Source organism: Micromonospora sp. NPDC049523, assembly GCF_040676775.1.
GTDB lineage: Bacteria > Actinomycetota > Actinomycetes > Mycobacteriales > Micromonosporaceae > Micromonospora_G.
This window is the reverse complement of the sequence record NZ_JBFAPP010000006.1, coordinates 111,010-135,367: the sequence shown is the minus strand read 5'-3', so window position 1 is coordinate 135,367 and position 24,358 is coordinate 111,010. Positions and strand designations below refer to the sequence as shown.

At 70.0% G+C, this 24,358-nt stretch carries 21 protein-coding genes; 9 read left to right on the top strand and 12 right to left on the bottom strand.

Going from position 1 to position 24,358, the window contains the following annotated elements; translation table 11 throughout:
* The first annotated feature begins 229 nt into the window (after positions 1 to 229).
* On the top strand, positions 230 to 2,467 hold the full coding sequence (gene ligA, locus AB0J90_RS11245; protein ID WP_363594624.1) for an NAD-dependent DNA ligase LigA: 2,238 nt from the start codon (positions 230 to 232) through the stop codon (positions 2,465 to 2,467).
* 153 nt (positions 2,468 to 2,620) lie between these two features.
* Entirely contained in the window at positions 2,621 to 4,018 is a 1,398-nt protein-coding gene (locus tag AB0J90_RS11240; RefSeq protein WP_363594622.1) for a serine hydrolase domain-containing protein, read from the top strand.
* On the opposite strand, the gene AB0J90_RS11235 is transcribed toward AB0J90_RS11240, so the two are convergent.
* On the bottom strand, positions 4,015 to 4,695 hold the full coding sequence (locus tag AB0J90_RS11235) for an NAD(P)H-binding protein (protein ID WP_363594620.1): 681 nt from the start codon (positions 4,693 to 4,695) through the stop codon (positions 4,015 to 4,017). The two genes, AB0J90_RS11240 and AB0J90_RS11235, sit on opposite strands and share 4 nt — an antisense overlap.
* Before the next feature lie 94 nt (positions 4,696 to 4,789).
* Here AB0J90_RS11235 and AB0J90_RS11230 point away from each other — a divergent pair, with 94 nt between their 5' ends.
* On the top strand, positions 4,790 to 5,158 hold the full coding sequence (locus tag AB0J90_RS11230; protein WP_363594618.1) for a helix-turn-helix domain-containing protein: 369 nt from the start codon (positions 4,790 to 4,792) through the stop codon (positions 5,156 to 5,158).
* Positions 5,159 to 5,170: 12 nt separating this feature from the next.
* On the opposite strand, the gene AB0J90_RS11225 is transcribed toward AB0J90_RS11230, so the two are convergent.
* From AB0J90_RS11225 to AB0J90_RS11185, 9 genes are all read right to left on the bottom strand, one after another.
* On the bottom strand, positions 5,171 to 6,880 hold the full coding sequence (locus AB0J90_RS11225; RefSeq protein ID WP_363594616.1) for a SulP family inorganic anion transporter: 1,710 nt from the start codon (positions 6,878 to 6,880) through the stop codon (positions 5,171 to 5,173).
* A complete protein-coding gene (locus tag AB0J90_RS11220) occupies positions 6,877 to 7,242 on the bottom strand; it encodes a metalloregulator ArsR/SmtB family transcription factor (RefSeq protein ID WP_363594614.1) in 366 nt (121 codons plus the stop codon). Before AB0J90_RS11220 ends, AB0J90_RS11225 begins: the two co-directional genes overlap by 4 nt.
* A gap of 184 nt (positions 7,243 to 7,426) precedes the next feature.
* Positions 7,427 to 8,191, bottom strand: a complete 765-nt coding sequence (aroQ, locus tag AB0J90_RS11215; RefSeq protein ID WP_363594612.1) for a gamma subclass chorismate mutase AroQ — start codon at positions 8,189 to 8,191, stop codon at positions 7,427 to 7,429.
* Between the two features lie 292 nt (positions 8,192 to 8,483).
* Positions 8,484 to 9,989 carry an MFS transporter gene (locus AB0J90_RS11210; RefSeq protein ID WP_363594610.1) on the bottom strand — a complete coding sequence of 502 codons (1,506 nt, stop codon included), beginning with the start codon at positions 9,987 to 9,989 and terminating at the stop codon, positions 8,484 to 8,486.
* 117 nt (positions 9,990 to 10,106) lie between these two features.
* Complete coding sequence (locus AB0J90_RS11205; RefSeq protein ID WP_363594608.1) at positions 10,107 to 10,802, bottom strand: TetR/AcrR family transcriptional regulator; 696 nt, start codon at positions 10,800 to 10,802, stop codon at positions 10,107 to 10,109.
* Between the two features lie 161 nt (positions 10,803 to 10,963).
* Positions 10,964 to 12,484 carry a radical SAM protein gene (locus AB0J90_RS11200; protein ID WP_363594606.1) on the bottom strand — a complete coding sequence of 507 codons (1,521 nt, stop codon included), beginning with the start codon at positions 12,482 to 12,484 and terminating at the stop codon, positions 10,964 to 10,966.
* A gap of 63 nt (positions 12,485 to 12,547) precedes the next feature.
* Positions 12,548 to 13,198, bottom strand: a complete 651-nt coding sequence (locus tag AB0J90_RS11195) for an HAD hydrolase-like protein (RefSeq protein ID WP_363594604.1) — start codon at positions 13,196 to 13,198, stop codon at positions 12,548 to 12,550.
* Positions 13,199 to 13,240: 42 nt separating this feature from the next.
* Complete coding sequence (locus AB0J90_RS11190) at positions 13,241 to 15,385, bottom strand: hypothetical protein (RefSeq protein WP_363594602.1); 2,145 nt, start codon at positions 15,383 to 15,385, stop codon at positions 13,241 to 13,243.
* A gap of 356 nt (positions 15,386 to 15,741) precedes the next feature.
* A complete protein-coding gene (locus tag AB0J90_RS11185) occupies positions 15,742 to 16,950 on the bottom strand; it encodes an acyl-CoA dehydrogenase family protein (protein ID WP_363594600.1) in 1,209 nt (402 codons plus the stop codon).
* A 152-nt stretch (positions 16,951 to 17,102) separates the two neighbouring features.
* Between AB0J90_RS11185 and AB0J90_RS11180 the strand changes: the two genes are divergently transcribed.
* The gene (locus tag AB0J90_RS11180; RefSeq protein WP_363594598.1) at positions 17,103 to 17,714 is read left to right on the top strand and encodes a copper chaperone PCu(A)C; all 612 of its coding nucleotides are present in this window, start codon (positions 17,103 to 17,105) and stop codon (positions 17,712 to 17,714) included.
* Positions 17,711 to 18,946: a Dyp-type peroxidase gene (locus tag AB0J90_RS11175; RefSeq protein WP_363594596.1), complete on the top strand. Its 1,236-nt coding sequence runs from the start codon at positions 17,711 to 17,713 to the stop codon at positions 18,944 to 18,946. Before AB0J90_RS11180 ends, AB0J90_RS11175 begins: the two co-directional genes overlap by 4 nt.
* Positions 18,947 to 19,019: 73 nt before the next feature.
* Here AB0J90_RS11175 and AB0J90_RS11170 read toward each other — a convergent pair whose 3' ends face one another.
* Positions 19,020 to 20,345: a hypothetical protein gene (locus tag AB0J90_RS11170; RefSeq protein WP_363594594.1), complete on the bottom strand. Its 1,326-nt coding sequence runs from the start codon at positions 20,343 to 20,345 to the stop codon at positions 19,020 to 19,022.
* 261 nt (positions 20,346 to 20,606) lie between these two features.
* Between AB0J90_RS11170 and AB0J90_RS11165 the strand changes: the two genes are divergently transcribed.
* Complete coding sequence (locus AB0J90_RS11165) at positions 20,607 to 20,981, top strand: hypothetical protein (RefSeq protein ID WP_363594592.1); 375 nt, start codon at positions 20,607 to 20,609, stop codon at positions 20,979 to 20,981.
* Positions 20,982 to 21,047: 66 nt separating this feature from the next.
* On the opposite strand, the gene AB0J90_RS11160 is transcribed toward AB0J90_RS11165, so the two are convergent.
* On the bottom strand, positions 21,048 to 21,464 hold the full coding sequence (locus AB0J90_RS11160) for a hypothetical protein (RefSeq protein ID WP_363594590.1): 417 nt from the start codon (positions 21,462 to 21,464) through the stop codon (positions 21,048 to 21,050).
* 158 nt (positions 21,465 to 21,622) lie between these two features.
* Between AB0J90_RS11160 and AB0J90_RS11155 the strand changes: the two genes are divergently transcribed.
* The 3 genes from AB0J90_RS11155 to AB0J90_RS11145 all read left to right on the top strand — a co-directional run bounded on the left by AB0J90_RS11155 (position 21,623) and on the right by AB0J90_RS11145 (position 24,333).
* On the top strand, positions 21,623 to 22,777 hold the full coding sequence (locus tag AB0J90_RS11155; protein WP_363594588.1) for a glycosyltransferase: 1,155 nt from the start codon (positions 21,623 to 21,625) through the stop codon (positions 22,775 to 22,777).
* Between the two features lie 63 nt (positions 22,778 to 22,840).
* Positions 22,841 to 23,239 carry an NUDIX domain-containing protein gene (locus AB0J90_RS11150; RefSeq protein WP_363594586.1) on the top strand — a complete coding sequence of 133 codons (399 nt, stop codon included), beginning with the start codon at positions 22,841 to 22,843 and terminating at the stop codon, positions 23,237 to 23,239.
* Between the two features lie 116 nt (positions 23,240 to 23,355).
* Positions 23,356 to 24,333: a TIGR03557 family F420-dependent LLM class oxidoreductase gene (locus AB0J90_RS11145; RefSeq protein WP_363594584.1), complete on the top strand. Its 978-nt coding sequence runs from the start codon at positions 23,356 to 23,358 to the stop codon at positions 24,331 to 24,333.
* Positions 24,334 to 24,358: the final 25 nt, after the last annotated feature.

Here is a 24,358-nt window from a genome sequence, read left to right as displayed (position 1 = left end):
GCCGAGCGTCCCCGGGCCGGGCGCCGTATCCCGGGGACAGGGCGGCGGCGCCGGTTCCGGGGCGGGATACCTGATCGAGCTGGTCCGCCGACGGGTGCTCGTACCTGTCGTACCCGGGCTTTAGGCTGGCGCGGTATCCACCGGGACGCCCAGGTCGGGTGTTGTCCGTGGGTGGGCGAGTCGGTGCCGAGCCGCGGCACCGACCGACACGGGGAAGAGGTCAACGTCGATGGAGAGTTCCGGTGCCGACCAGCTGGCCGAGCCGACCGACACCACCGAGCTGACCGACACCACCGAGCTGACCGACACCACCGCGCTGACCGACACCACCGAGTTGATCGACGCTGTCGATCCGGTCGTCGACGCCGGACACGCGGTGCCCTTCGAGACGGTGACCGACTACCACGCGGCGATCGAGGCGATCCGGGCCGCCGCGGCGACCTACTACAACGGCACCGACCTGGCGATGGACGACGCCAGCTACGACGCGCTGATGGCCCGGGTGAGCGCCACCGAGGTGGCCCAGCCGCAATGGCGGCTCGACGACACACCCACCGGGTTGGTCGCCGCCGGGGTCGGCATCAACGGCGACGTCGAACACACCGTGCCGATGCTGAGCCTGGACAACGTGTTCGGCGCCGACGAGTTGCGCACCTGGAGCGCCAGGCTGGAGAAACTGCTCGGTCGCCCGGCCGACGGTTTCACGGTCGAGCCCAAGATCGACGGCCTCGCGGTTTCCGCCCGCTACCTGCACGGTCAGCTCAACCTGCTGGTGACCCGCGGTGACGGGCGGGCCGGTGAGGACGTCACCAGCCAGGCACGCCTGGTGGTCGGCCTGCCGCAGCGGCTGGCCGAGCCGGTCACCCTGGAGATCCGCGGCGAGGTCTTCATGACCGATGCCGACTTCGAACGCGCCAACGAGCTGCGCACCGGGCACGGTGAGCCGGTGTTCGCCAATCCGCGCAGCGCCGCGGCCGGCAGCCTGCGCGCACAGGACCGGGCGTACGAGGTGCCGTTGTCCTTCTACGCGTACGGGCTGGTGGGCGAGGTGGCGGAGGGAGACGGGCGCCACTCCACCGAGATGGCGTACGTGGGCGGCCTCGGCGTCGCCACCACCGCGGGTTCGCCGGCCGGGATGCCGGTCTGCGCCACGATCGACGATGCGTTGGCCGCGGTCGAGACGCTCAACGAGCGGCGCGGGCAGCTCGGTTTCGCGGTCGACGGTGCGGTGATCAAGGCGGACGCGGCGGCCGATCGTGACCTGGCCGGCTTCTCCAGCCGGGCACCCCGCTGGGGGATCGCCTACAAGTTCCCGGCCGACACCCGCACCACCACCCTGCTGCGGATCGAGGTGCAGGTCGGCCGTACCGGTCTGATCACCCCGGTCGCGGTGCTGGCGCCGGTCCAGGTCGGCGGGGTGGTCGTCACCTCGGCGACGTTGCACAACTTCGAGGACCTGGTCCGGCGCAACGTGCGCGCGGGCGACACCGTGTTCGTACGCCGGGCCGGCGAGGTGATCCCGGAGGTGACCGGGGCAAAGCTCGACGAGCGGCCGGCGGATTCGGTGCCGTTCGAGCCACCGACGCACTGCCCGCGCTGCGGCGGCGAGATCGACCGGTCCCAGAAACGGTGGCGGTGCACCCTGGGCCGGGCGTGCGGGGCGGCCGAGTCCCTGGCCTACTTCGCCGCCCGCGACTCGATGGACATCGAGGGCGTGGGCGACAAAATCATCAACGCGGTGGTCGCGGCCGGTCTGGTGACCGACCCGGCCGACCTCTACGACCTCGACGTCCCGACCCTGGCGAAGCTGGATCGGATGGGCGAGACCTCGGCGACGAAACTCGTGGCGAACCTCGAACGGTCCAAGGCCCAACCACTGTCGCGGGTGCTGACCGGCCTCGGCGTCCGGATGACCGGCCGGTCGATGTCGCGGCGCCTGGCCCGCCACTTCGGCGAGATGGACGCGTTGCGCGGAGCCGATGTCGAGCAGCTCCAGGAGGTCGAGGGTGTCGGCCCGGAGCGGGCGGTCACCATCGCCGCCGAGCTGGCCGACCTCGCCCCGGTCATCGACAAGCTCGCCGCGCGGGGCGTCAACATGACCGAGCCCGGCAGTCCCCGCCGGGTCGCACCAGCGCAGCCCACCACCGACGGGTCCGACCCGCAGTCGGCGGCACCGGTCCTGCCGCTGCAACGGACCGATGGCTCCCCGATGACGGTGGTCGTCACCGGCTCGGTGCCCGGTCTGTCCCGCAACGAGGGCAACGAGGCGGTCGAGCGGCTCGGCGGCAAGTCGTCGGGGTCGGTCTCCAAACGTACCGACCTGGTGGTGGTCGGTGAGGGCGCCGGGTCCAAGGCGACCAAGGCCGAGGAACTCGGCGTACGGATCCTGCCCGCCGAACTGTTCGCACAGGCGCTCGCCGCGCACACCGAAGGCCGACCCGAAGACGCCACCCGCCTCCTCGCCTGACCACTTTCGTTCCCGCCGGATTCACACTCTTGCCGAAAAAGAGTGCGAATCCCGCCGCTGATAGCGACTCTTTCTCGGCAAGAGTGGCAATCGCCCGAAAGGCGGGGCGACCCCGATAGCGGGAAGCGGATCGGTGGTGCCACTATCACGTCCATGCATGTCGCCCGTCGTACGCTCGCTCGTCGTACGCTGCTCGGAGCCGGTCTCGCCGCCGCCAGCACGATCGTCGGCTGTGGCAAACCCGACGGGTCCGACAATGGTCCGTCCTGGACCGGATCAACCGATCCTGCCGGTGCCGTCGGCGCTACCGACGCGGCGGGCAACACCGCGAAACTGGGCCCTGCGCCGAGCGGTCCAGCGGGCGCCAGCGTCACCCCGGGCGCCACCGCCGGTACGGCGAACCAGTCCCCGTACGCGGCCGAGGTGACCAAGGTCCTCCAGCGTTACCTGCCGGCGACCCCGCAGACCGTGCAGCACTCCGGCTTCCCCGGCGCGGTGGCGATGGTGCTCGTCAACGGCAAGACCACCGTGCACACCGCGGTCGGCGAGGCACTGCGGTACGGCGCCGGCCCGAAACTGCTGCCGGCCGCACAGCGGGTGCCCATGCGCCCCGACTCGATCTTCGACCTGGCCTCGGTCACCAAGGTCTACACCGCGATCCTGCTCCTGCAACAGGTCGACAAGGGCAAGGTCGACCTCGGTGCCCCGGTCGTCGAATACCTGCCCGAGTTCACCGGCACCGGCAAGAACGCGGTCACCGTCGCCATGCTGCTCACCCACACCGGCGGCCTGCCGGTCGGCGCCAAGGTGACCGGCCTGCCCGACAACACGGCCCGGTGGAACGCGGTCATGACCACTCCGCTGGCCTCCGGCGCCACCCCCGGCGACACCTTCCGCTACTCCAGCGTCGGCCTGATGGTCGCCGGGAAGATCGTGGAGAAGGTCACCGGGCAGCGCCTCGACCAGGCGCTCAAGTCCAACCTCACCGGCCCGCTCGGGCTGCGCGACACCGGTTTCACCCCCAACGGCTGGCTGTCGGCGGACGCGAAGAAGACCCGGCTCGTTGCCACCGACGCCCGCTCCTCCCGGGGCCTGCTGCGCGGCATCGTCCATGACGACGTCGCCAACCACCTCGGCGGCGTCGCCGGTCACGCCGGCATCTTCGCCAGCGCCGCCGACCTCGCCGCGATCGGACAGCTACTGCTCAACGGCGGCACCTACCAGGGCAAACGCGTCCTCGCCGAAGCCACCGTCCGGAAGATGCTGGAGAACGCCAACGCGGGCAAACCCGCGATCGACCCCGAGCGCCCCAACCGCACCGCCGCGCACGGCCTCGGTGTCGTACTCGACCAACCGTGGTTCATGGGCCGACTTTCCAGCGCCCGTACCTTCGGTCACACCGGCTTCGCCGGTCCCTCTATCGTGGTCGACCCCGCCCGCAAACTCGTCCTCGCCCTGCTGACCAACCGCGCCCATCCGAACTGGTCCTGGGCCAACCCGGATCCCACCCGCGCCGCCGTGGCCGACGCGCTCGCCAGAGCGGTCAGCTAGGCGTCGTTGTAGACGGAGATGCGGGTGCGATGGTGGCGGGGGGTTTCGATCTCGTCGAGCACCGCCACCGCGAGGTCGGCGTAGGAGAGCCGCGCGGCCTCCGACGGCGGTATGGCATCACCACCGACGCGGTAGCCGCCGGTGCGTGGGCCGTCCGGGTCGAGCATCGCGGGCGGGGTGAGCATCACCCAGTCGAGCGTTCCTCCGGTCGTACGCAGCCGATCCAGACCGGCGGTGTGGGCCTGGGCGAACGGCCGGAGGGCGGCGGGGAACAGTGCCGGATCGTCCATCACCGGCCGCCCGTCGGCGCCGTCGAGGTTCGCGAAGAGCCCGATGACAACGAGTCGGGGCACGCCGGCCTCGGCCATTGCCTGCCGCAGTGCGTCGACCGCCCGGACGAAGAACTGGCCGTCGAAGTGGTGGAGGTCGGCCAGCGCCTCCGGGCCGGACGCCGGGGACACCGCGTGGACCACGGCGTGGTGGTCGCGCAGGATCCGGGAGACCCCGGGTACGTCGGTGACGTCGCCGCGCAGCACGTGGACTCCGTCGGTCGACAGGTGCCGGTACCGGGCCGGATCCCGTACCACCGCGGTCACCCGGTGCCCACGCCCGCGCGCTTCGCCGGTCACCGCCCGACCGGCTCGGCCACCGGCTCCGAAAATGGCAATGTCGCTCATGATCGCGTCCCGCTTCCGGTTGTCGCTTCCATGCCCGGAGACGCTATCCGCGAGATACTGGTTACCTCAAAGGTACTGGGATAGGGTCCGGGCCATGGCCCAGCCGTTGGACGCGGACATGTTCGACCCGATGTGTCCGAGCGGTGCGCTGCCCTTCCAGATCGGTGACAAGTGGACCGGGATGGTGGTGCTCTGCCTGGAGCACGGTCGGCGGCGGTTCAGCGAGATCCGGGTCCCCCTGCGCGCGATCACCCCGAAGGTGCTCACCCAGACCCTGCGGGCGATGGAGCGCGACGGCCTGGTGACCCGCACCGCGTACGACGAGAATCCGCCCCGGGTGGAGTACGAGCTGACCGTGCTCGGGCGGAGCCTGCTGACGCTGATCGACGCCGCCCGCGCCTGGAGCAGGCAACACCTGCCCGAGTTGTTGGAAGCGCGGGCGGCCCACGAGACCGGGCGCTGACCCTGCGGTCGGTCAGCCCGCTCCCGGCGCGGCCTGCCCGGCTGGCAGCAGCACGCCGCTGTGGTGCAGGTACACGCGCGCGGCGGCGATCGCCTCCGGCGTACCCGGAAAGACCCTGCCCTCGGCGCGGAGCCGGTCGAGTACGCCGACCGCGGTGAGTGCCCGGTCGTGTTCGGCGGCCAGGCCGGAGACGAACACGGCGATCCCCCGGTGTTCCAACCGTTCGATCGCGTCCCGGAGTACGAGCGCACCGGTGCCGTCGATCGTCGACACCCGGGACATCCGCAGGATGATCACCCGTACGTCGGCCACCTCGGTCAGTTCGAGCAGGAATCGGTGGGCGGCGACGAAGAACAGCGGTCCGTCGATCCGGTAGGCGACGATGTGCTCCCGCAGCAGCGCCTGCTCCTCGACGTGGTGGTCGGCGATGTCGAGCGGGACCTCCTCCAGCCGGGCCGCCCGCGCGATCTGCCGCAGTGCCAGGGCACCGGCGACGACGAGCCCGATTCCGACGGCGGCGATCAGGTCCAGCACGAGGGTGGCGGTCGCGGTCAGCACCAGGACGAGGGCGTCGGCGCGGGTCGACCGGGCCAGTGCGGCCAGCGCGCTCACCTCGACCATCCGGACCGCGGTGGCCAGCAGCACCCCGGCCAGCGCGGCCAGCGGAATGTGGGCCACCAACGGTGCGGCGGCCAGCAGGATCAGTGCCAGCACGATCGCGTGGGACAGGGCGGCGAGTCGCGACTGGGCCCCGGAGCGGACGTTGACCGCGGTACGCGCCATCGCCGCCGTCGCCGGTACGCCGCCGAACAGCGGCGTGACCAGGTTCGCCACCCCCTGGCCGAAGAGTTCCCGGTCCGGGTCGTGGCGTTGGTTCACGGTCATGCCGTCGGCGACCGTCGCCGACATCAGGCTCTCCAGCGCGGCCAGTGCCGCGACGGCCAGTGCCGCGGTGACCAGTGACGGGACAGCGGCCGGGTCGAGGAAGCCCAGCGAGGGTGTGGGCAGCGTGGCCGGCAGGGCGCCGACGCGGCCGACCCCGAGCTGTGCCGACTGCGCGACCAGCGTGGCCGCACCCACCGCGAGCAGCGAGAACGGCCAGGTCGGGCGCCAGTGGGCGCCGACGAGCATGATCACCGCGACCCCGGTCGCCAGGATCAGCGCGGGCCAGTGGGGTTGGCCGGCGAAGTCGCGTACCGCGTGCCATGCGACCGTGAGGACGCTCTCCCCCGCCGGTGTCGACACACCCAGTGCGGCCGGCACCTGCTGGAGGAAGATGACCGCGGCGATGCCGACGGTGAAGCCCTCCACCACTGGCGCCGGTACGTGGCGCACGTACCGGCCGGCTCGGAGCAGGGCCAGCGCCACCAGGACGAGACCAGCGAGCAGCCCGACGGTGAGCACGCCTCCGGGCCCGTGCTGTGCCACGATCGGCACCAGGACCACCGTCATCGCGCCGGTGGGCCCGGAGACCTGCAGGTTGGACCCGCCGAACAGCGCGGCGAGGATGCCGGCGACGATCGCGGTGGCCAGGCCGGCGGCGGCGCCGACTCCGGAGGAGACGCCGAATCCGAGGGCCAGCGGCAGCGCGACCACCGCGACGGTGAGTCCGGCGACGAGGTCGCGGCGGGGCTGCCGACGCATCAGCGTGACGTCGGCCCGGGTGGGCAGGAGGTCCCGCACCCTGCGCCAGCTCGATCCGGCAAGCGCGGCGACGCTCACCGGCGTGCCGTGACGGCGTCGTCGTCGCTGCTGCTTCCCGTTTCGCGCAGCGAATCCAGCAGTTCCGCCTGGTTGGTGATCATCTCGGTGAGGAAGCGGCGGGCCGCCCGCATCAGCTCCGCGACGTCCGGGCCGGCGAGGGCGTAGATGACCGCCGAACCCTCACGCCGGGAGGTGACGATTCCGGCGCGCCGCAGCACCGACAGTTGCTGCGAGAGGCTGGACGCCTCGATGTCCACGTCGGCCAGCAGGTCGCGTACGGCCATCGGGCCGTCGCCGAGGAGTTCCAGCACCCGGATACGCACCGGGTGCCCGAGTGTCCGGAAGAACTCCGCCTTGCGCTGGTACAGCGGAACGGTCACGTGTGCTCCTCGGCTCGACTACCTACGCAATTGAAGACCTCTTCATGTCGTCAGTCCAGCATCTGCTGCCGACGGTGAGCGATCCCACTGCGCGAGGCTGCCACCCCACAGTTCGTTGGTCGGCGCGGTGTGTGCCCAGTCGCCGCTGGCGTTGCCCACCGGCAGCATCCGGCCCAGCGGCGCCTCACCTCGCCCGACGGTCCGCTCTAGAAGCGGGCCACTTGGCGAGAATGGTCGTCCGTCCCTTCCCGCATGCCCGCGACTCGCTCCGAACGTCCGGCCGGCGATCCCGGTGGTCGTACGCGGGCAAGGAGCGCAGGGCGAGCAGCAGGGCGTCGCGATGCAGCCCGTCCAGCTGCCGATCCGCCGTCGTCGGGGAATCAGCGTCGGCGGGCCGGCCGGTGCGGGTGCCGGTGCCGGTGCCGGTGCCGGTGCCGGTGCCGGTGCCGGTGCCGGTAGTGCCCCTGATGCTCAGGAGCAGTTCGCGCAACATGTGCACGGTGATGCGATCCAGTTGCGGGCGTACGTCTTTCACCAGATCCGGTCGCTCCGGGGGACCGTATTCCGGATATGCCCGCCAATGGGCGTGCAGTGCGCGTTGTACCACCTTGCTGGCCTCTATCTGGTCACGGAAGAAACGAACGCCGACAGCGGGATCCAGTCCGATCGCCTCGGCCACGTCGGCCACCTCGTCGAGAACTCTCTGCTCCCGTACCGGATCGTCGATCGGCTGACCGGTGGCGAACTTCGCCGCCGCGACCCGGTCCGCGAGGAGCAGCCGCCGTGCGGCAAGGTCGGCGAGCGCCACTTGCGTGCCCCCCACCGCTGACCTGCGGTCGGTGCCGCGACGGCGGGTGAGGATCTTCGGTACGGCGGCGACGACGGTCGATCCGCCGAGGACGAGAACGGGAATCGCCGGGAAACGGGCGAGAGCGAGATGAGCGAGCATGGGTCTCTTCCAGGAGCGGAGCGGACGTGCCGCGACGATTGTTCGCCGTGTTCCTGTGTCTTCATTCAGGTCCGGTGGTGCACCGGCCAAGCCTCCTCCGACGAGGCCAACACCTGCTCGAATTCCGGGGACACCCGAGGGGCCTCGAGATGGACACGAAGCAGCGCAGGAGTGGGTGCAAAGCCACTCGGTCTCGGCTACGAGACAGGCTGGCGACCCTGCCTCTCGGCAGGGTCGCCAGCCTGTTGTGTCCGGGCATCTCAGGACGCCGGCAGCGTCCGTCGGTCGCCGGTCAGTGCATCATCACCGGTACGGGGACATCCCCCGCGTTCTCGTCGTCGCTGGCGCCGGATCCGCTGGTCACGGCCCCGCCGTCCTGACGTCCGGTGTTGACGAAGGTGAGCACGATCGCCGCGGCGAGGACCATCAGGCCGACCGCCCACCAGATCGCGGTGGCGTACCCGTGCACTGCCGCCTCGTTGATCAGCGCCGGGTTGCCTCCCCGGTCGAGCAACCAGGCCGCGGTGGCACTGGCCGCTACGGTGTTCAGCAACGCGGTACCGATCGAGCCGCCGACCTGCTGCGATGTGTTGATCATCGCGGAGGCGACACCCGCGTCACGCGGCTCGACACCGTAGGTGGCCAGGCTCATCGCCGGCATGAACGCCGTACCCATGCCCAGGCCCAGCAGGACCAGACCCGGCAGGATCAGTCCGCCGTACGAGCTGTCCACCTTCATCTGGGTCAGGATCAGCAGGCCGATCGCGGCGACCAGGAAGCCCGGTCCCATCAGCAGCCGGGGCGCGACCCGGTTCATCAGCCGGGCGCCGATCTGGGTCGAGCCGGTGATCATGCCGACGATCATCGGCAGGAAGGCCACGCCGGTGACGACCGGCGACCATCCCTTGACCACCTGCAGGTAGTAGGTGAGGAAGAGGAACAGGCCGAACATGCCGATCACCGCGATGCCCAGCGCGGAGTAGACGCCGGCCCGGTTGCGCTCGGTGAGCACACGCAGCGGCAGCAGCGGGTGCGCGACCTTCGACTCGACCAGCACGAACGCCGCCAGCAGCACGGCCGCCGCGACGAACGAGCCCAGGGTCCAGGCGGCGGTCCAGCCGTCGGACTCGGCCCGGGTGAAGCCGTAGACCAGCGAGACCAGACCGGCGGTGGAGAGCACCACACCGGGGATGTCGAGCCGGTTGCGGTTACGTGCTCCCGGTACGTCGCGGATCACCAGGTACGCGCCAGCGGCGGCGATCAGCGCGATCGGGATGTTGACGAACAACGCCCAGCGCCAGTTCAGGTACTCGGTGAGCACACCGCCGAGGATCAGGCCGAGAGCGCCACCACCACCGGCGATCGCGCCGAAGACGCCGAACGCCTTGGCGCGCTCCTTGGCCTCGGTGAAGGTGACCGCCAGCAGCGACAACGCGGCCGGGGCGAGCATCGCGCCGAACACACCCTGCAGGGCACGAGCGCCCAGCAGCATGCCGGTGTTGGCCGCGATCCCGCCGATGGCGGAGGCGGCGGCGAAACCGATCAGCCCGATGGTGAAGATCCGCTTCCGGCCGGCGATGTCGGCGAGCCGGCCGCCGAACAGCAGCAAGCCACCGAAGGCAAGCGTGTAGGCGGTGATGACCCACTGCCGGTTGCCGTCGGAGATGCCCAGGTCGTGCTGGGCCGCCGGCAGGGCGATGTTCACCACGGTCGCATCCAGTACGACCATCAACTGAGCCAACGAGATGAATATCAGCGCTGTCCAGCGCCTCGGATTGGCTTCTACTTCTGTGGACATGGAGGTCCCCGCAATTTTCGCAAATATGGATGGAAACGGCAGCCTGTGGACGCGGGCCACCCGGATATGGCGGTGATGGTGTTCGTTTGGTCGGCGCCGTGGGTCAGCGCCGGTCGGTCAGCGCACTCCCCGCTCCGAGGAAGGGCCGACTCCACGCTGAGCCGGGCCGCACGCTGCCTGTCGTAGGTCGGCCAGGGTGACCGTGCACCCCGGCAGTACGGAACGCTGCGGTGCGCGCAGCCCGTCGAGCAGGATCTCCAGGTGCCGGTGGGCGAACCGGTCGAGCGTGGCTCGTCCCGTACCGGGCATCGGTCGAGTGAGTTGGACGATCGGGACGATCACGTCGCCGATGGCGACGTCGGGACGCAACTGGCCGGACTCCCGCGCCCGACGCAGGATGGCCTCCAACGCGTCTTCCATCCGCTCCCGCTGTACGTTCAACTCGGGATCGGTGGGATCCAGCCAGTTGGAGAAAACCGGACACAGTCCCCCGATCAGCAGCTCCGCCGATACGTGTACGAACCGCCGCAGCGCCTCGAACGGGTCCGGTTCCTCCGTCAATGCCCGCTCCGCCTCGTCGGTCAGACCGGACATCAGGGTCAGAACCACTACCCGGATCAGTTCCCGCCGGTTGGCGAAATGCCGATAGAGGGTGGCGTTACCCACCCCCGCCCGCTGCGCGATCTCGTCCAGCGGCACGTCTGCGCCCCGCTCGACAAAAAGCTCACCGGCTGCGGCGACGATCCGGTCGAAGTTCCGGGACGCGTCGGCTCGCTGCCGGGGCAACCGCTGTTGTACGGCAGTACCAGCCACGACGACGCTCCTCACTGAAACCGGGGAAACCTTCCCCGCTTCACCCGAAGAGTCAAACGGGGAAAGCCTCCCCGGTTATTTCGCCGCCCGCTGTGACCTGCGTCCCGACATCGACCAGCCCCACAGGTCCGCCAGGGCCGCGTGGCGCCGCGACCAGTAGGTCAACCTGGTAGAGGTGCCCGTTCCACCCACTCCAGCCCCGCGGCGAAGTCCCGCCGCCATGCTGGCGCGTTCCACGCGTAGCTGAAGGCCCAAGGGGCGACTCCCGCCAACTCGACTCCCGGCGGCGGGTGGGCGACCATCGGCGCACCACGAACCATCTCCAGCATGTTCAGCGAACAGTCCACCCGACCCGCCGGTGCCGCCGTGCGCAGTCGGAGGAACCACTCCAGCTGCGCCTGCGCGTCCTGCTCACGCTCGCCCGGGAAGCCGAAGATCAAGTTCGTCACCACCGTGATGCCCTGCTCGGCCAGGGCCAGGATCACTTCCTGGAGCATCGCGGGATCGGCCCGCTTGTCGAAGATCCGCTGACCGGTCGCATTGATCGTCTCCACGCCGATCTCCACCGTGGCGAGCCCCGAGTCGGCAAGGAGGGGTGCCAGCGAGATGAGCGCCCGGTTGGCCTTCGTCGTCGCACTCCACTGGATCCCGGCGACCGGCTCAGCCAGCAACGCGTGGGCGTAGGCGCGCAGCATCGGGGCGGTGAACAGTGAGTCCTTCAGCGAGAAACGACGAACCCCGTACGCCTGGACGAGCGCGTCCACCGTCATCCGCGCGCCCTGCGCAGCGAACGCGGTGGTCTGCGGCTCGACCACCGGATAGGTGCAGAACGTGCATCGACCGTACGAGCATCCACGGGTGAACTGGACCGGAAGCGTCAACCGCTCCCGGTGGTAGTGGGCGAGTTGCCGCTCGGAGAAGGTGGGGATGTACTCGAACGGAGCGTCGGCGCGGGGATGTACCTGCACGAGCGGCTGCCGGATGGCACGTGGGCTCAGGCGGGCCAGGGCGCCGACGAACTCGTCCTCGCAGTGACCGGCGAGCACGAGGTCGGCCACCTCGCCCAGCCGGGCGTTCTGCCGCATCTCCTCCCGCAGCAACGTCACGTGGCTGCCGCCGAGGATCGTCGTCGTGCCTGGCCAGATCTCCTTGACCACTCGCAACACGAGAAGGCCGACGAACACCTGGGATGGACCCATCAGCGACACACCGACCGCGGTCGGTGGTCGATCGCAGCAGGATCGAAGTTGCTGTTCGACCCAGTCCCGCCAGGGCTCCGGCTCGTTGGCGACAGCAGTGACGGCGGCGTCGACCGCAGAGACCGGGTAGTGCATACCGGCCACCGGGTCGGCGGTGTCGGGCAGGTGCAGCGGCGGCGTGTCGCGTAGCCCCGTGTGCGCGAAGAGCCACTGCGCCGCAGCCGCTACAACCGAGCGATCCTTGCCGTGGTCGCCAAGGGTCCGACCGAGGCTCGATGCCCCGTTGTCAAATCGCCTGAGCAGGAGAACGTTGAGATCCAGCACGTCCACGCGGAAGCCACTGCGCGCGGCGACGGTCGCCAGAATCGCCGGACCCAGTGGCGGGTTGGTGTCCGATGGTGACGGCGGTGGCACGACGATCAGCGCATCGCAGCCCGACTCCGAGGTGCCCTTTGCGGGCCAGATGATCCGAGGTGATGCCATGGACAACCTCACACTCAGTCAGGCATCGATTTCTCTGAGTATAAGGATTGTGTTCGATGTGGTCTATACGCGACGCAGGACCTCACGAAGATCCCGAATACGAAAATCGGCGGTGCAGTTGCGAAAGGCAAATTCCGGATGCGCGAAGAGATAGGTCGTCCCGCCGGCCACCTCTGCCAACCTCATGTCGCTGACCGAGTCTCCGATGATCACAAGTTCCTCGAAGGCGGGTTGCTCGACGAGATACCCGGCAAGGACGTCCTTTTTGGTGGTTTTCACATCTCGAACATGTTGGTCAACTGCGAACGCTCGCCCCGGCGTGAAGTATTGCGTGAGTTCCAGGAGTTTGAGGAACATGTCCAGGGTGCCGGGGCGGGTGTTGGAAATGACGATCTGCTGATGGCGGGCGCCCACGGCATCCAGCACCGTGGCGACGTGGGGCGTCGGCGTCATCCAGCGATACTGCAGGTCAGGCCGTTCCTCGGAGAGGACGAAGCACGCTTCTTGCAGCTCCAGATGGCGGTCGTGCGTGTCCGCCGGCAACAGGAAGGCGAAATACTCGTACCACTTGTGTCCGTACAGGCGTCGACCGTCCTCGTACCCGAACCGTTGCTCGTACCCGAAGGTCGACAGCACCTCGTTGGAAATGTCGATCACGGCCCGGTCGTTTCCCTGCTCCAGCACCCCGTGTAGGTCCCAGACAAAGAGTTTCACAAGCTCCCCTTCCCGCGGTCGCGTCGCGTCGCGTCGTCATGCTCATCCGACAAACGAGGTCGAGTCTGCGTCCGGTATGGGCTGACGGGTGATCGCCTGCAGCATCTCGGACAATGCCCCTTCCATCTGGTGCGTCAGCCCCTGCCCGGACAAGGCCTCGACCGCCGCCCGAAGCGTGGACAGGGGACGACCACCGATCCTCTCACGGCGTACCAGATAGATATCCATGAAGGTGTAGAGGTCGACGTAGCGGCGTTGCGCGGGGATTGCCTGGAAGGTCGGACTTTCGAAGATCGCCAATACTCGGTTCGAGGTGCGTTCGTGCGGCAGGTGGGGCGGCTCGTCCAAGAACGGTGGACGGCTCGTCCTGACGTCGCCGTAGTAGTACAGGACGTAACCGCGGCTGCAGGACCGAAACACCGGATCACGTTGCAGCAGCGAGAAGAAGTGGGAAAGCGCCGAGTCCGACCGGTGGTGGCACAACGCCCACAGGATCGAATTGAGTAGGAACTCGTCTCGCTCCTGGCGCAGAAGTACGCCCAGTTGCTCGGTGGCCGCTGGACTCGTCCGCGAGATCAAATACACCAACAGGTTGCACACCGTGAGCCGGTCGGCGGGATCGAGGCCCGGTTCGTCACGCAGTTGCCGGTACAACCCGGACAGCCGCTCGCCCAGACGGTCGTCAGCCAATTCCTTCAGTTGGCCGATGAGGTGATGTCGGATCTCTCGGGTCAAGTCACGGTGCAGTAACACGACCGCCCGTTCGGGGGTAAGTACGGTGAGCAGACGATCACGGATGTACCGGGCGAGCAGGTACTCGTAGAACGAGTAATGCAGGAACTCGCCGACCTCCGTCCCGTGCAACGTGCGTCGGTCGATCACCTGGTCGAGCGCCCGGACCTCGGCAACACGCCCGCGTTCGTGGGTGAGCGCCAGGTGCAGGTCGGTCATCGGGATGGCGTCGGCCGGCAGTTCGTGTGCGTGGACGAACCACGCAGCCGCCTGCCAGACCGCCAGCGAATGTCCGGTCCACGCCGAATGGCTGCTGCGCACCGCGAAGTCCGTGGCGCGGCTCAGCCGGATCAGATACTCGCCGTAGAGGTCGTTCGCACTGCCGATACGAGCTGCCGCGTCGTGCCCGATGAAGGTGAGCATCCTGGCATAGAGCGGGCGTGCGACCATGCGGGCCAACCGTTCCGAGGCCACCACCGTACGGTAGAGATCCGGATCCGCGACCAGTCCGTGCCGTTGCAGTCGGATCAGGTAGTCGGCGAACTCGGTCTCCACCGACCAACCCTTGAGCACGAAGACCTCGTCGAAGCTGATCGCGGTGGTTTCGAAGGCGATCCACTCCTCGTACTCCCTGGTCCGCGAGGTGACCAGTGCGGGGGCGTGCCGGAGCAGTTCCAACAGGGCGTCGGCGAGTGGACCTCCACTGGCCAACTCGCTCGCTTCGTCCAGCCCGTCGACCAGCACCACGGCGTCCGCGACCGCCGCCAGGTCCAGTCCCGACGTACGGGCACCACGGAGAACCTCCACGGCATCCAGCGCGCGCAGCGGGATCGGCAGCAAACCCTCCCTCTGCAGTGCAAGGGCCACACCGTAGAGCGAGAGGCTCTTGCCGGCCCCCGGCTCGCCGAGCAGGAGCACCGATCCGCCCTGCCGCAGGCGGGCCACCAGCGCTTCCACGGCCCGCTCGCCCATCTCCGGATCGCGTTCCTGATAGGGACCCAGCCGACTGGGCACGAACAGGTCCAGACGGTGTAGCTCGGCCAGGCTGAGGTCGAGGGGGTATGCGGTGCGACGTCGACCGAGACGGCTGACCAACTCCGCGGAGAGACGCGTCAGCCGATTTCGCTGCTCCTCCCGCGAAGCCCGGTCGTCGCCCCCCGTCCGGTCGGGTGGTGCAACCTCGGTTCGCTGTGGTGTGGGTGGGACGGCCCTGTCGTTGCCTGGCCCTCGCGGGTGACCGACGGCGCTGTTCGTCTTCTCGTCATCGGGCAGCACCAGCACGATGGTGAGGCCGACCAGAAGCAATGCCAGTAAGCCGAGTGAGTGCCACGGGTGGGTACGGACGAGCTCCAGCCAACCGGGCCAGCGCTGCTGCGCCGATGCCTCGTTGGTGATCAGCCCCGTCAATACCGTTGCAACAGAGAGGACGCCGGTGGCCGCTATCACCAGCACCATCCGGGGTGTCCTCATCATCGACTTCCTTCATCACCGGTCGGTGGTGGTCGGGTGATCGATTTATGCCGGACCACCAACCAATATCGACTGCCGGTGACCGGGATCTGACTCCAGGCTATCGCCCAGGACCCGCGCCAATCCCCTCAGAATGCAGGAAGACAAATGAGAGAGAAATTGCTGACCGGCGTGCGCGAATCCAATGTGATCGCGCACCCGCGCCACGCGGCGGCACCTCCGCCCGCACGACCCTTGCCGCATCGCCCCGACACGGGTGGTCCAGCGCGTTTCGGGGACGCAACAAGCACGCGAGAGGTCCGCCTGAAGGTCGCCGCCTCGCGCTCGTACGTCTGCGGTTGTTACAACTGGCCGTGGTTCGGCGGCATGGTGTCACCGATCTCGTACGCGCCGAGGTGGTGGTACTTCCAGTCCACCGGGTCGTGCACGCTGTGCGTACGGGCGTTGCGCCAGTGCCGGTGCAGGTCCCAGCGTTCGTCGGTCGCACTGGTGCCGCAGAGTGCGAACAGCTCGCTGCCCGCCTCCACGGCGACCTCGCTGGCGAAGGCCTTGGCGCCCGCGACGGCCAGCGACCCGGTGACGGCGGCGTCGGCGTCGGCCGGCACCAGCCCCACGGTCTCGAGGACGGTCGCCGCGTCGGCCAGCAGCGCCTCGGCGGCGCGTACCCGGGTGGCGATCCGGCCGTAGCGGTGCAGGACGTGCGGGTCGCCGGCCACCGACTCGGCGCCCGCGCGGACCGCCTCGCTGCTGGGACGCGCCCGCTCACGCAGGTAGGAGCGGGTGTCGCGGAGAGCGCCGCCGGCAATGCCGACCTCGATCGCCGCGTGTACCAGCTGCGCTCGTGCGCCGAGTTGCTGCGGGACGGCGTACGCGGCGGCGTAGTCCAGCACCAGGTCCGGGTCGACCGCGACGGCGTCGAGCGTGGTGGTGCCGCTGATGGTGGCCCGCTGGCCCATCGTGTTCCAGTCCTGGTCGACGGTGAGGCCGGCCGCGTCACGCGGCACCAGGACCAGCTTCAGGCGGCCGCCGTCGTCGAGCGCGCTCACCGCGACCCAGGCCGCCGTCAGCGCACCGGTGCAGTAGTACTTGCGCCCGTCGAGCCGCAGCCGGCCGCCGTCGTCGCCGGCCAGGCGGGTGCTGAGGTCCTGCGCGTGCCGGCCACCACGTTCGGCGAGCGCGTTGCCGATGCGCCGGCCGGCGAGTACGTCGGCGAAGAGTCGTTTCCGTACCGCGGGTCCACCCCACACGGCAAGGATGTCCACGACGAGGAAGTGTCCCTGTGGCACCTGCGCGATGGCCGGGTCGACGCTGGCCAGGATGCGGGTGACCTCGGCCAGCGTACGCGGTCCGAGACCCGGCCCGCCGTGCTCGACCGGGACGGTGACGCCGAGCAGGCCGGAGCCGTCGAGTACGCCGAGGACCTCCCGGGGGACGACCGACGCGCCCGCACGGTCGCGCTCGATCGCCCCGGGCGCCAGGGCCTGCGCCACGCGGTGCGCCGCCGCCACCGCCTCGTCGTGAGTGTGCAGGTACGCAACAGCATCGGTCACCGTCGCACCGTAGCACCGTGATCAAGTCCGCGGCACGACCGGATGTCGCCTCCCCGCCGGACCGGCACGACGCCGGGAACTCCACGAGCGATGGCAGCGACCAACAGGTCGAACGGTGATTACCAGCGGATGAACAGAAGGCCGAGGAACACATGCGCACAGCCGCGTCGCCAGTCCCACGACGGCGTCCCGCACCACTGACCATCGCCCGCGCCGTCGTGGCGTCTCTGGCCCTGATCGGTGCGGCGGCGGGGTGCGGCGGTTCCGAGCCGTCCGGGACCGGTCAGGTCGGCCCGAGTGCCTCGGCGGCCACCGCCGCGTTCGACCTGCGTGACCCGTGGGTCAAGGCCGCCGATTCGGGGATGACGGCCGCGTTCGGCACCCTGGTCAACGACACTGACGCCGACGTCACCGTGGTGAGCGCCGTGTCGTCGGTGTCGCCGATGGAGCTGCACGAGATGACCATGAAGGACGGCAAGATGCTCATGCAGCCCAAGGCCGGCGGCTTTGTCGTCGAGGCCCACGGCACGCATGTGCTGGAACCCAGCGGCGACCACCTGATGTTGATGAACCTGGCGAAGCCGGTCAGGCCCGGCGACGAGGTCACCTTCACGCTGACCTTCGCGGGCGGCGGCACCGCCGAGTTCACCGCGATCGTCAAGCCGTTCGCCGGGGCCGGGGAGAGCTACGACCCGGGCACCGGCATGAACATGGACCCCACCGCCAGCCCGGGCGCGGGGATGACCATGAGCCCGCCGGCATGACGGAGCGGTCCGCGTACCGTCCGCTGAGCCGGCGGCGTCTGCTCACCGGCGGATCGGTCGCGGTCGGCGGGATCCTCGCCGGGGCGGGCACGGTCGCCGCCGTGCACGGCGCCGACGGCACGCCGACGGCCGCGCCGCCCGTCCCGGTCGTCGAGATCGGTACGGCGATGGAGCCGTTCCATGGCCCCCGGCAGGCCGGCATCGCCACCGACCCGCAGTCGCACGCCGCGTTTGTCGCCCTCACCCTGAAACCGGGCACCGACCGGGCGATCCTGGTACGGCTGATGCGGCTGCTCTCCGACGACGCTGCCCGGCTGACCCGGGGCGAGCCGGCCCTCGCCGACACCGAGCGGGAACTCGCCGTGCTTCCCGCCCGGCTCACCATCACGTTTGGATTCGGACCGGGCCTGTACGACGCCGCCGGGCTCGCCGACCGGCGTCCCCCGTCCGTCGCCGAGCTGCCGCCGTTTCCCATCGACCGGCTGCAACCGGCCTGGTCCGGCGGCGACCTGCTGTTCCAGATCTGCGCCGACGACCCGCTCACCGTCGCCCACGCCCAGCGGATGCTGATCAAGGACGCCCGTCCGTTCGGTGCCGTGCGCTGGGTCCAGCAGGGTTTCCGCCGCAGCGCGGGTGTCCAGGCCGAGCCGCAGACCCAGCGCAACGTCCTCGGCCAACTGGACGGAACGGCCAACCCGAAGGTCGCTACCGGCGCACTCGACCGGGCCGTCTGGGTGTCCGAGGGGCCGGCGTGGCTGCGTGACGGCACCACCCTGGTCCTGCGGCGTATCCGCGCCGAACTGGAGACCTGGGATCTGCTCGGGCGGGCCGACAAGGAACTCGCCGTCGGCCGACGGCTGGACACGGGTGCACCGTTGAGCGGCACCGCCGAGCACGATCCGCCGGATTTCGCCGTCACCGATGCCACCGGGCTGCCCGCGATCCCCGACTTCTCCCACATCAGCCGGGCCCATGTCACGGAGGACCGTTTGCGCATCCTGCGGCGGCCGTACAACTACGACGGGGTGCCGAGTTCGGACGGGCAACCAGACACGGGGTTGATCTTCGCGTCGTACCAGGCGGACATCGAACGGCAGTTCCTGCCGATCCAACGCCGTCTCGCCGAACTGGACCTGCTCAACGAGTGGACGACGCCGATCGGCTCCGCGGTCTTCGGCGTCCCGCCGGGCTGCGCCGCGGAGGGTTGGGTCGGCGAACAGCTACTCGGCTGACCGCGCGGCCGGCGCGGGAGCGGCCACCGGGACCGTCAGCCGAAGAGCAGCAGCAGGCCCGCCACCGGGGCCGTCAGGCGAAGAGCAGCAGCAGGCCGGCGACCGTGTAGGCGACCATCAGCACCAGCAGCGGGATCTGCCCGCGGGTCGCCTCGGCCGGTGGGAACAGCCGGAGGGCCCGGTCGTGGGCGAGCAGGGTGCCGAGGAGGTGGCCGAGCACGATCACGGTGAGCTGGAGGTTCGCGATCCCGGACGGGGTGACGAGGTCCGTACGGACCGGCCAGTCGGCGGTGCCGAGCAGGTTCGCGCCGGTGTCGAGCGGGTCCGAGAGCAGGGCGATTGTCCGCTGGCCCTCCAGGACCAGCAGTGAGTAGTAGTGGGCGACGAGGTAGGCGACGGCGACCGGTACGACGGAGTGCGCCAGTTGCCGGGGCGTACCCGATCGGTCGGCGTGCCCACGTCGGGCGGCGGCGCGGGTCGCGACGACGTACGCGAGGGCGACCGTGCCGATGACGCCGACCAGGCCTCCGGTGCCGGTAACCGGTGCCGGCAGGCCGTTGCCCTGTTGGAAACGCAGCCAGAACGGGGCGTTGGAGACGCTGTCGTACATGGTGGATCCGAGCAGCACCGTGACCGTGGCGATCAGCCCCGGGGCCGGGGCGAGCGAGGCGATGCCGTCGAGCGGGTTGCGCCACACCAGGGTCCCGTCGATCCGGCGACCGATGACCGCGAGCCGGCCGGCCAGCGCGCTGAGCACCTCGAACGGGTCGCCTCGGTCGAACCATCCGGCGCCGTACAGCACGGCACCGGTGAGCATCGCGACCAGGTACGCGGCCAGCCACGCGCCGATGACGGGCAGGGTGGCGCGGTCGGGCGCGACCAGTTCCAGCCAGACGAACGTCAGCAGGCCGGCGGCGGCCGGCCGGTACCCGAGCCGGGGCGGCAGCGGCCGGAGCCCGATCTCCGGATCGCGGCGCACGGCGAGGGTGGCGAGCAGGTGCAGGGTGCGTACCGGGTTCAGCGCCCGCCACACCGGTCCGAGCAGCAGCGACAGCGGCACCAGACCGACCCAGAAGAGCACGTAGACCGTACCGGCGGTCGGGTTCTGCGGGGTGTCCGGGCCGGCGAGCAGGGCCACGCCGAGCCATCCGGCGAGGGCGAGACCGAGCAGGCGTACGCCCCAGGCCCACCCGGTGGTGTCGACCAGCCGGGCCAGCCGTACGGGCACCGGCCGGCCACTCTCGTCGTCGGTGTCGAGTAGGGGCCGGCGCCAGTGGGCACCCAGGGCGAGGAAGGTGATCACCAGCGCGAGCACCGCGCCGACCACCAGTTCGGTGAGCGAGATCGGCAGATCCTGACGGCCACCCACCCCGTGCGCCAGCAACGGCGGTCCGGGCATCAGCGGCTGACGGGTCGGCGGATCACGAGAGCCGGCTCGTGCGTCTCGCTCCGGAATTCATCGACTGCTCCTCCGAACGGGACGGTGACAGGCCTCTCGGAGAAGTAGTCGCCGGTCGCGACCAAAGAGTTCCATCGATGTCCGCAGCCCGCCCGCCAGGGTGTCCGGAGAGGCAGATGACGCGAGGCGTCTATCTGTGCATCGACCCCCTCCCTACCGTGATGACTATCCGTGACTTCGCGGTTGCACTGGGAGGTTGTCATGCGTCGAGTTGGGATCGTGGCCGGACTGGTGATCGCGGGGCTGTTGGTGGCATCACCAGCTCAGGCGTTCGCGCACAACGCGGTACACAGCACGTACCTGCACGCGGTACTGGACGCGCTGACCCTGATCGTGGTCACCGCTCCGGTGTGGACCGCGTACGCCTGGGGCCGTGCCCGGCGTGGCCTGCTGCTGGCCCTGGTCGCGGTCGTCCAGGTACCGGTGGCGGTCATCGGGTTCGTACCGATCGACAACCCGGTGATCCACCTGGCGGCGTTCGGTACCGCCCTGGCCCTGACCGCCGGCTCACTCTGGGCGGTCCGCCGTACAGCATCGGTGACTCGATCCGAACCGGTCACCGGGGTAGCCGGCTGACCCGGCCGGCGACTCACCCTCGGGAACGAGGACGACGGGACCGGCCGGGATATCCCGGCGGCCGGATCAACCGGCCGGAACCGGTGCCGTCGTCCCGCCCTCGATCCAGCTTCCGGCCGGCGTCCCGCCCGTGATCCAGCTTCCGGCCGGCGTCAGGACCTCGAAGCCGGCGACCGGCGCGTCCGGCCCCTCCCGGACCACCCGCACCGACGGGCATCCCGGCGTCGGCGGGTGCCATCGGCCGTCGGCGCCACGGACCGCCGAGGCTCGGCAGTGCGCCTCGTCGGCGTACCCCCAGGCCATCAGCAGTTCCCGCCCGGCGTACCAGTAGCGCCCCACGGTGGCGGTCCGGCCGTCCTCGTCGCGGTGGTAGAACCGCGCCATGAGCCCGGGTACGGCAACGCCCTCGAACTCCGCGTCGCGCTCGCTGCGCTGCAAGCGGTACAGGGCGAGGTCCGGCAGGGTCACACGGTCGGTCTCCATGAACAAGAGATTGTCGCCCCCAGGCCCGTCCCGGGCGGGGTTTACCGACTCGGGGAATCCGTGTCCACCCCACGGGTGACCCGCGTGGTGGACGGGGGGTCGCGAGCGACAGGCATTTTGAGCGGTTTATCGGTATTTCATCCTATATCGTCTGATGAATGGGAGAGTCGGCCGCCGTTGCCGATCAGACGGCCAGGCGGCGCGTGGCGCCACTGCGGGTTTGCCTGGTCATCTGCCAGTTGGGGCTGGGCGGCGCCGAAAAACAGCTCGTCCTGCTCGCCGAAGGGCTCAGCCGACTCGGCGTCGAGGTACGCGTCGTGGTGCTCACCCGTGCGGGGGCCCGCGAGGATGCGCTGCGGGTGGCGGGGGTGCCGGTCGTACATCTCGGGTTGCGACAGCCCGGCGGGTGGCGAGCGGTCCCGCACCTGGTCGCGACATGGGGTCGGCTCGCCGGCTACCTACGCCGGTCACGACCCGACGTGGTGCACGCGTTCCTGTTCAGCAGCTACGTGCTGGGAGCACCAGCCGCGCGGCTGGCGGGGGTCCCGGTTTTTGTCGCCGGCCGCCGCAGCCTGGATGACTTCAAGCGCGGGCGGCGCTGGATGCTCGCGGCCGAGCGCATCTCCGCCCGCATGACCGATCTGCTGGTGGCCAACGCGCATGCGGTCGCCGAACGCGTACGGGAGACCGAACGCGTACCGGCCGGCGGGCTCTCGGTGGTCTACAACGGCCTACCGTCGGCCGCCTTCGCCACGGTCGAGCCGGCACGCCTCGACAGCGCCCACCCCGTGGTGCTGTGTGTGGCGAACCTCAGGAGCCTCAAGGGCCACCGGCACCTGCTCGACGCCGCGGCACTGCTGCGGGACCGGGGCCTGACCTGCACCCTGGCGCTGGTCGGCGACGGCCCGGAACGCGACGCGCTGCGGGCCCATGCCATCCGGATCGGCGTCGACACCCGGCTGCTCGGCGCACGGTTGGACGTGGATGGCCTGCTGGCCCGCGCCGATGTGGTGGCGCTGCCCTCGATGACCGAGGGGATGAGCAACGCGGTGATGGAGGCGATGGCGGCCGGCCGGGCGGTCGTCGCCTCCGCGGTGGGCGGCATCCCCGAACTGCTCGCCGACGGGCGTGGCCTGCTGGTACGCCCCGGCGACCCGGTCGGCTTGGCCAACGCTCTCGAACGCCTGCTACGCGACCGGGCGTACGCCGAGTCCATCGGCCGGGCGGCACGGGACTGGAGCCGGTCACACCTGGCCGCCGACCTGATGGTGCACCGCCACCTTGTCCTCTACGACATGCTGCTCAAGCGCTGACCTGCCGCGCCGGTCAGGCGGTGATGACAAGAGACGTTCTGGCCACCGAATACGATGCCGAGCGTGACCGTCATTGACAAGATCGCGTGGATCCGGATCGAGAACAGCGCCATCCTCAGCACCCGCAGCCACGGCAAGGACGTCTACTACCTGCCCGGCGGGAAGCGCGAGCCCGGCGAGACCGACCTGGCCACCCTGGTCCGCGAGATCGACGAGGAGCTCCGGGTCGCGATCGCGCCGGAGAGCGTCACCCCGGTCGGCACCTTCGAGGCCCAGGCCCACGGGCACTCCGAGGGCATCACCGTGCGGATGACCTGCTACGCCGCCGACTACAGCGGCGTGCTCACGGCCAGCAACGAGATAGCCGAGGTCGCCTGGCTCGGCTACGCCGACCGTCACCGCGTCTCGGCGGTGGATCAGATCATCTTCGACCGGCTGCACGAGAGCGGTCAGCTCGCCTGACCGGCCACGCAGCGCGCCTCCCGACAGTCCCCCGTACCGAGGTGACCTGCACGTTTGCCGGCTAGCGGTCGGGGTAGTCGGTCAGCCGGTGGTGCACGGCGCAGAGGGGACCGGGTATGCAGATCGGGTACAAGCTCTCCGCGGAGGCGTTCGGACCGGAGGAGATCATCCGGCAGGCGATTCGGGCCGAGCAGGTCGGCTTCGACTTCGTGGAGATGAGCGACCACTACCATCCGTGGTTGGACGTCCAGGGCCACTCGTCGTTCGCCTGGACCGTGCTCGGCGCGGTCGCCGCCCGTACCCGGACCGTCGGCCTGGTCACCGGCGTCACCTGCCCGACGACGCGCTACCACCCGGCGATCATCGCCCAGGCGGCGGCGACGCTGGCGCTCGTCTCCGGCGGCCGTTTCACCCTCGGTGTCGGTGCCGGCGAACGGTTGAACGAGCATGTGGTGGGCCTGGGCTTTCCGAGCGTGCGCGGTCGCCACGAACGGCTGCGCGAGGCACTGGAAATCATCAACCTGCTCTGGTCGGGCGGGTACCACTCGTACGAGGGCAAGCATCTCCAGTTGGAGGACGCGCGGGTCTTCGACCTGCCGGAGACCCTGCCGCTGATCGCGGTCGCCGCCAGCGGGCCGGCTTCGGCGAAGATCGCCGGGGAACTCGGCACCGCCCTGTTCGCGGTCGAGCCGCAGGCCGAGATCGTCGAGCACTACCGGCAGGCCGGAGGCGACGGCCCCCGGTACGCCGAGGTCAACCTCGCCTGGGCGACCGACGAGCAGCAGGCGGTGCAGGCGGCACTGACCAGCAGCCGGTGGGCGGTCACCGGCTGGAAGGTGATGAGCGAGCTGCCCAACCCGGTCAACTTCGACGCCGCCAGCAAGTGGGTCGACGAGGACGACATCCGCCGGCAGTTCACCGTCGGTCCGGACCCGGAGGCACACGTACGGGCGGTGCAGGGCTATGTCGACGCCGGCTACGACCGGTTGGTGCTGCTCAACGCCGGCCCGGACCCGGACGGTTTCCTCGACTTCTTCGAACGCGACCTGGCCGACCGGATCCGCTCGCTCAGGCCGTCCGGCTCCGCCGCCTGAACCAGCGACACCGAAGGACCGGCGT

Coding starts and splice junctions, on each gene's coding strand:
- ligA (WP_363594624.1), top strand. CDS start 230: ATGGAGAGTTCCGGTGCCGACCAGCTGGCCGAGCCGACCGACACCACC.
- AB0J90_RS11235 (WP_363594620.1), bottom strand. CDS start 4,695: ATGAGCGACATTGCCATTTTCGGAGCCGGTGGCCGAGCCGGTCGGGCG.
- AB0J90_RS11145 (WP_363594584.1), top strand. CDS start 23,356: ATGCAGATCGGGTACAAGCTCTCCGCGGAGGCGTTCGGACCGGAGGAG.
- AB0J90_RS11165 (WP_363594592.1), top strand. CDS start 20,607: ATGCGTCGAGTTGGGATCGTGGCCGGACTGGTGATCGCGGGGCTGTTG.
- AB0J90_RS11170 (WP_363594594.1), bottom strand. CDS start 20,345: ATGCCCGGACCGCCGTTGCTGGCGCACGGGGTGGGTGGCCGTCAGGAT.
- AB0J90_RS11210 (WP_363594610.1), bottom strand. CDS start 9,989: ATGTCCACAGAAGTAGAAGCCAATCCGAGGCGCTGGACAGCGCTGATA.
- AB0J90_RS11230 (WP_363594618.1), top strand. CDS start 4,790: ATGGCCCAGCCGTTGGACGCGGACATGTTCGACCCGATGTGTCCGAGC.
- AB0J90_RS11175 (WP_363594596.1), top strand. CDS start 17,711: ATGACGGAGCGGTCCGCGTACCGTCCGCTGAGCCGGCGGCGTCTGCTC.
- AB0J90_RS11200 (WP_363594606.1), bottom strand. CDS start 12,484: ATGGCATCACCTCGGATCATCTGGCCCGCAAAGGGCACCTCGGAGTCG.
- AB0J90_RS11155 (WP_363594588.1), top strand. CDS start 21,623: ATGGGAGAGTCGGCCGCCGTTGCCGATCAGACGGCCAGGCGGCGCGTG.
- AB0J90_RS11240 (WP_363594622.1), top strand. CDS start 2,621: ATGCATGTCGCCCGTCGTACGCTCGCTCGTCGTACGCTGCTCGGAGCC.
- AB0J90_RS11180 (WP_363594598.1), top strand. CDS start 17,103: ATGCGCACAGCCGCGTCGCCAGTCCCACGACGGCGTCCCGCACCACTG.
- AB0J90_RS11190 (WP_363594602.1), bottom strand. CDS start 15,385: ATGGTGCTGGTGATAGCGGCCACCGGCGTCCTCTCTGTTGCAACGGTA.
- AB0J90_RS11160 (WP_363594590.1), bottom strand. CDS start 21,464: ATGGAGACCGACCGTGTGACCCTGCCGGACCTCGCCCTGTACCGCTTG.
- aroQ (WP_363594612.1), bottom strand. CDS start 8,191: ATGCTCGCTCATCTCGCTCTCGCCCGTTTCCCGGCGATTCCCGTTCTC.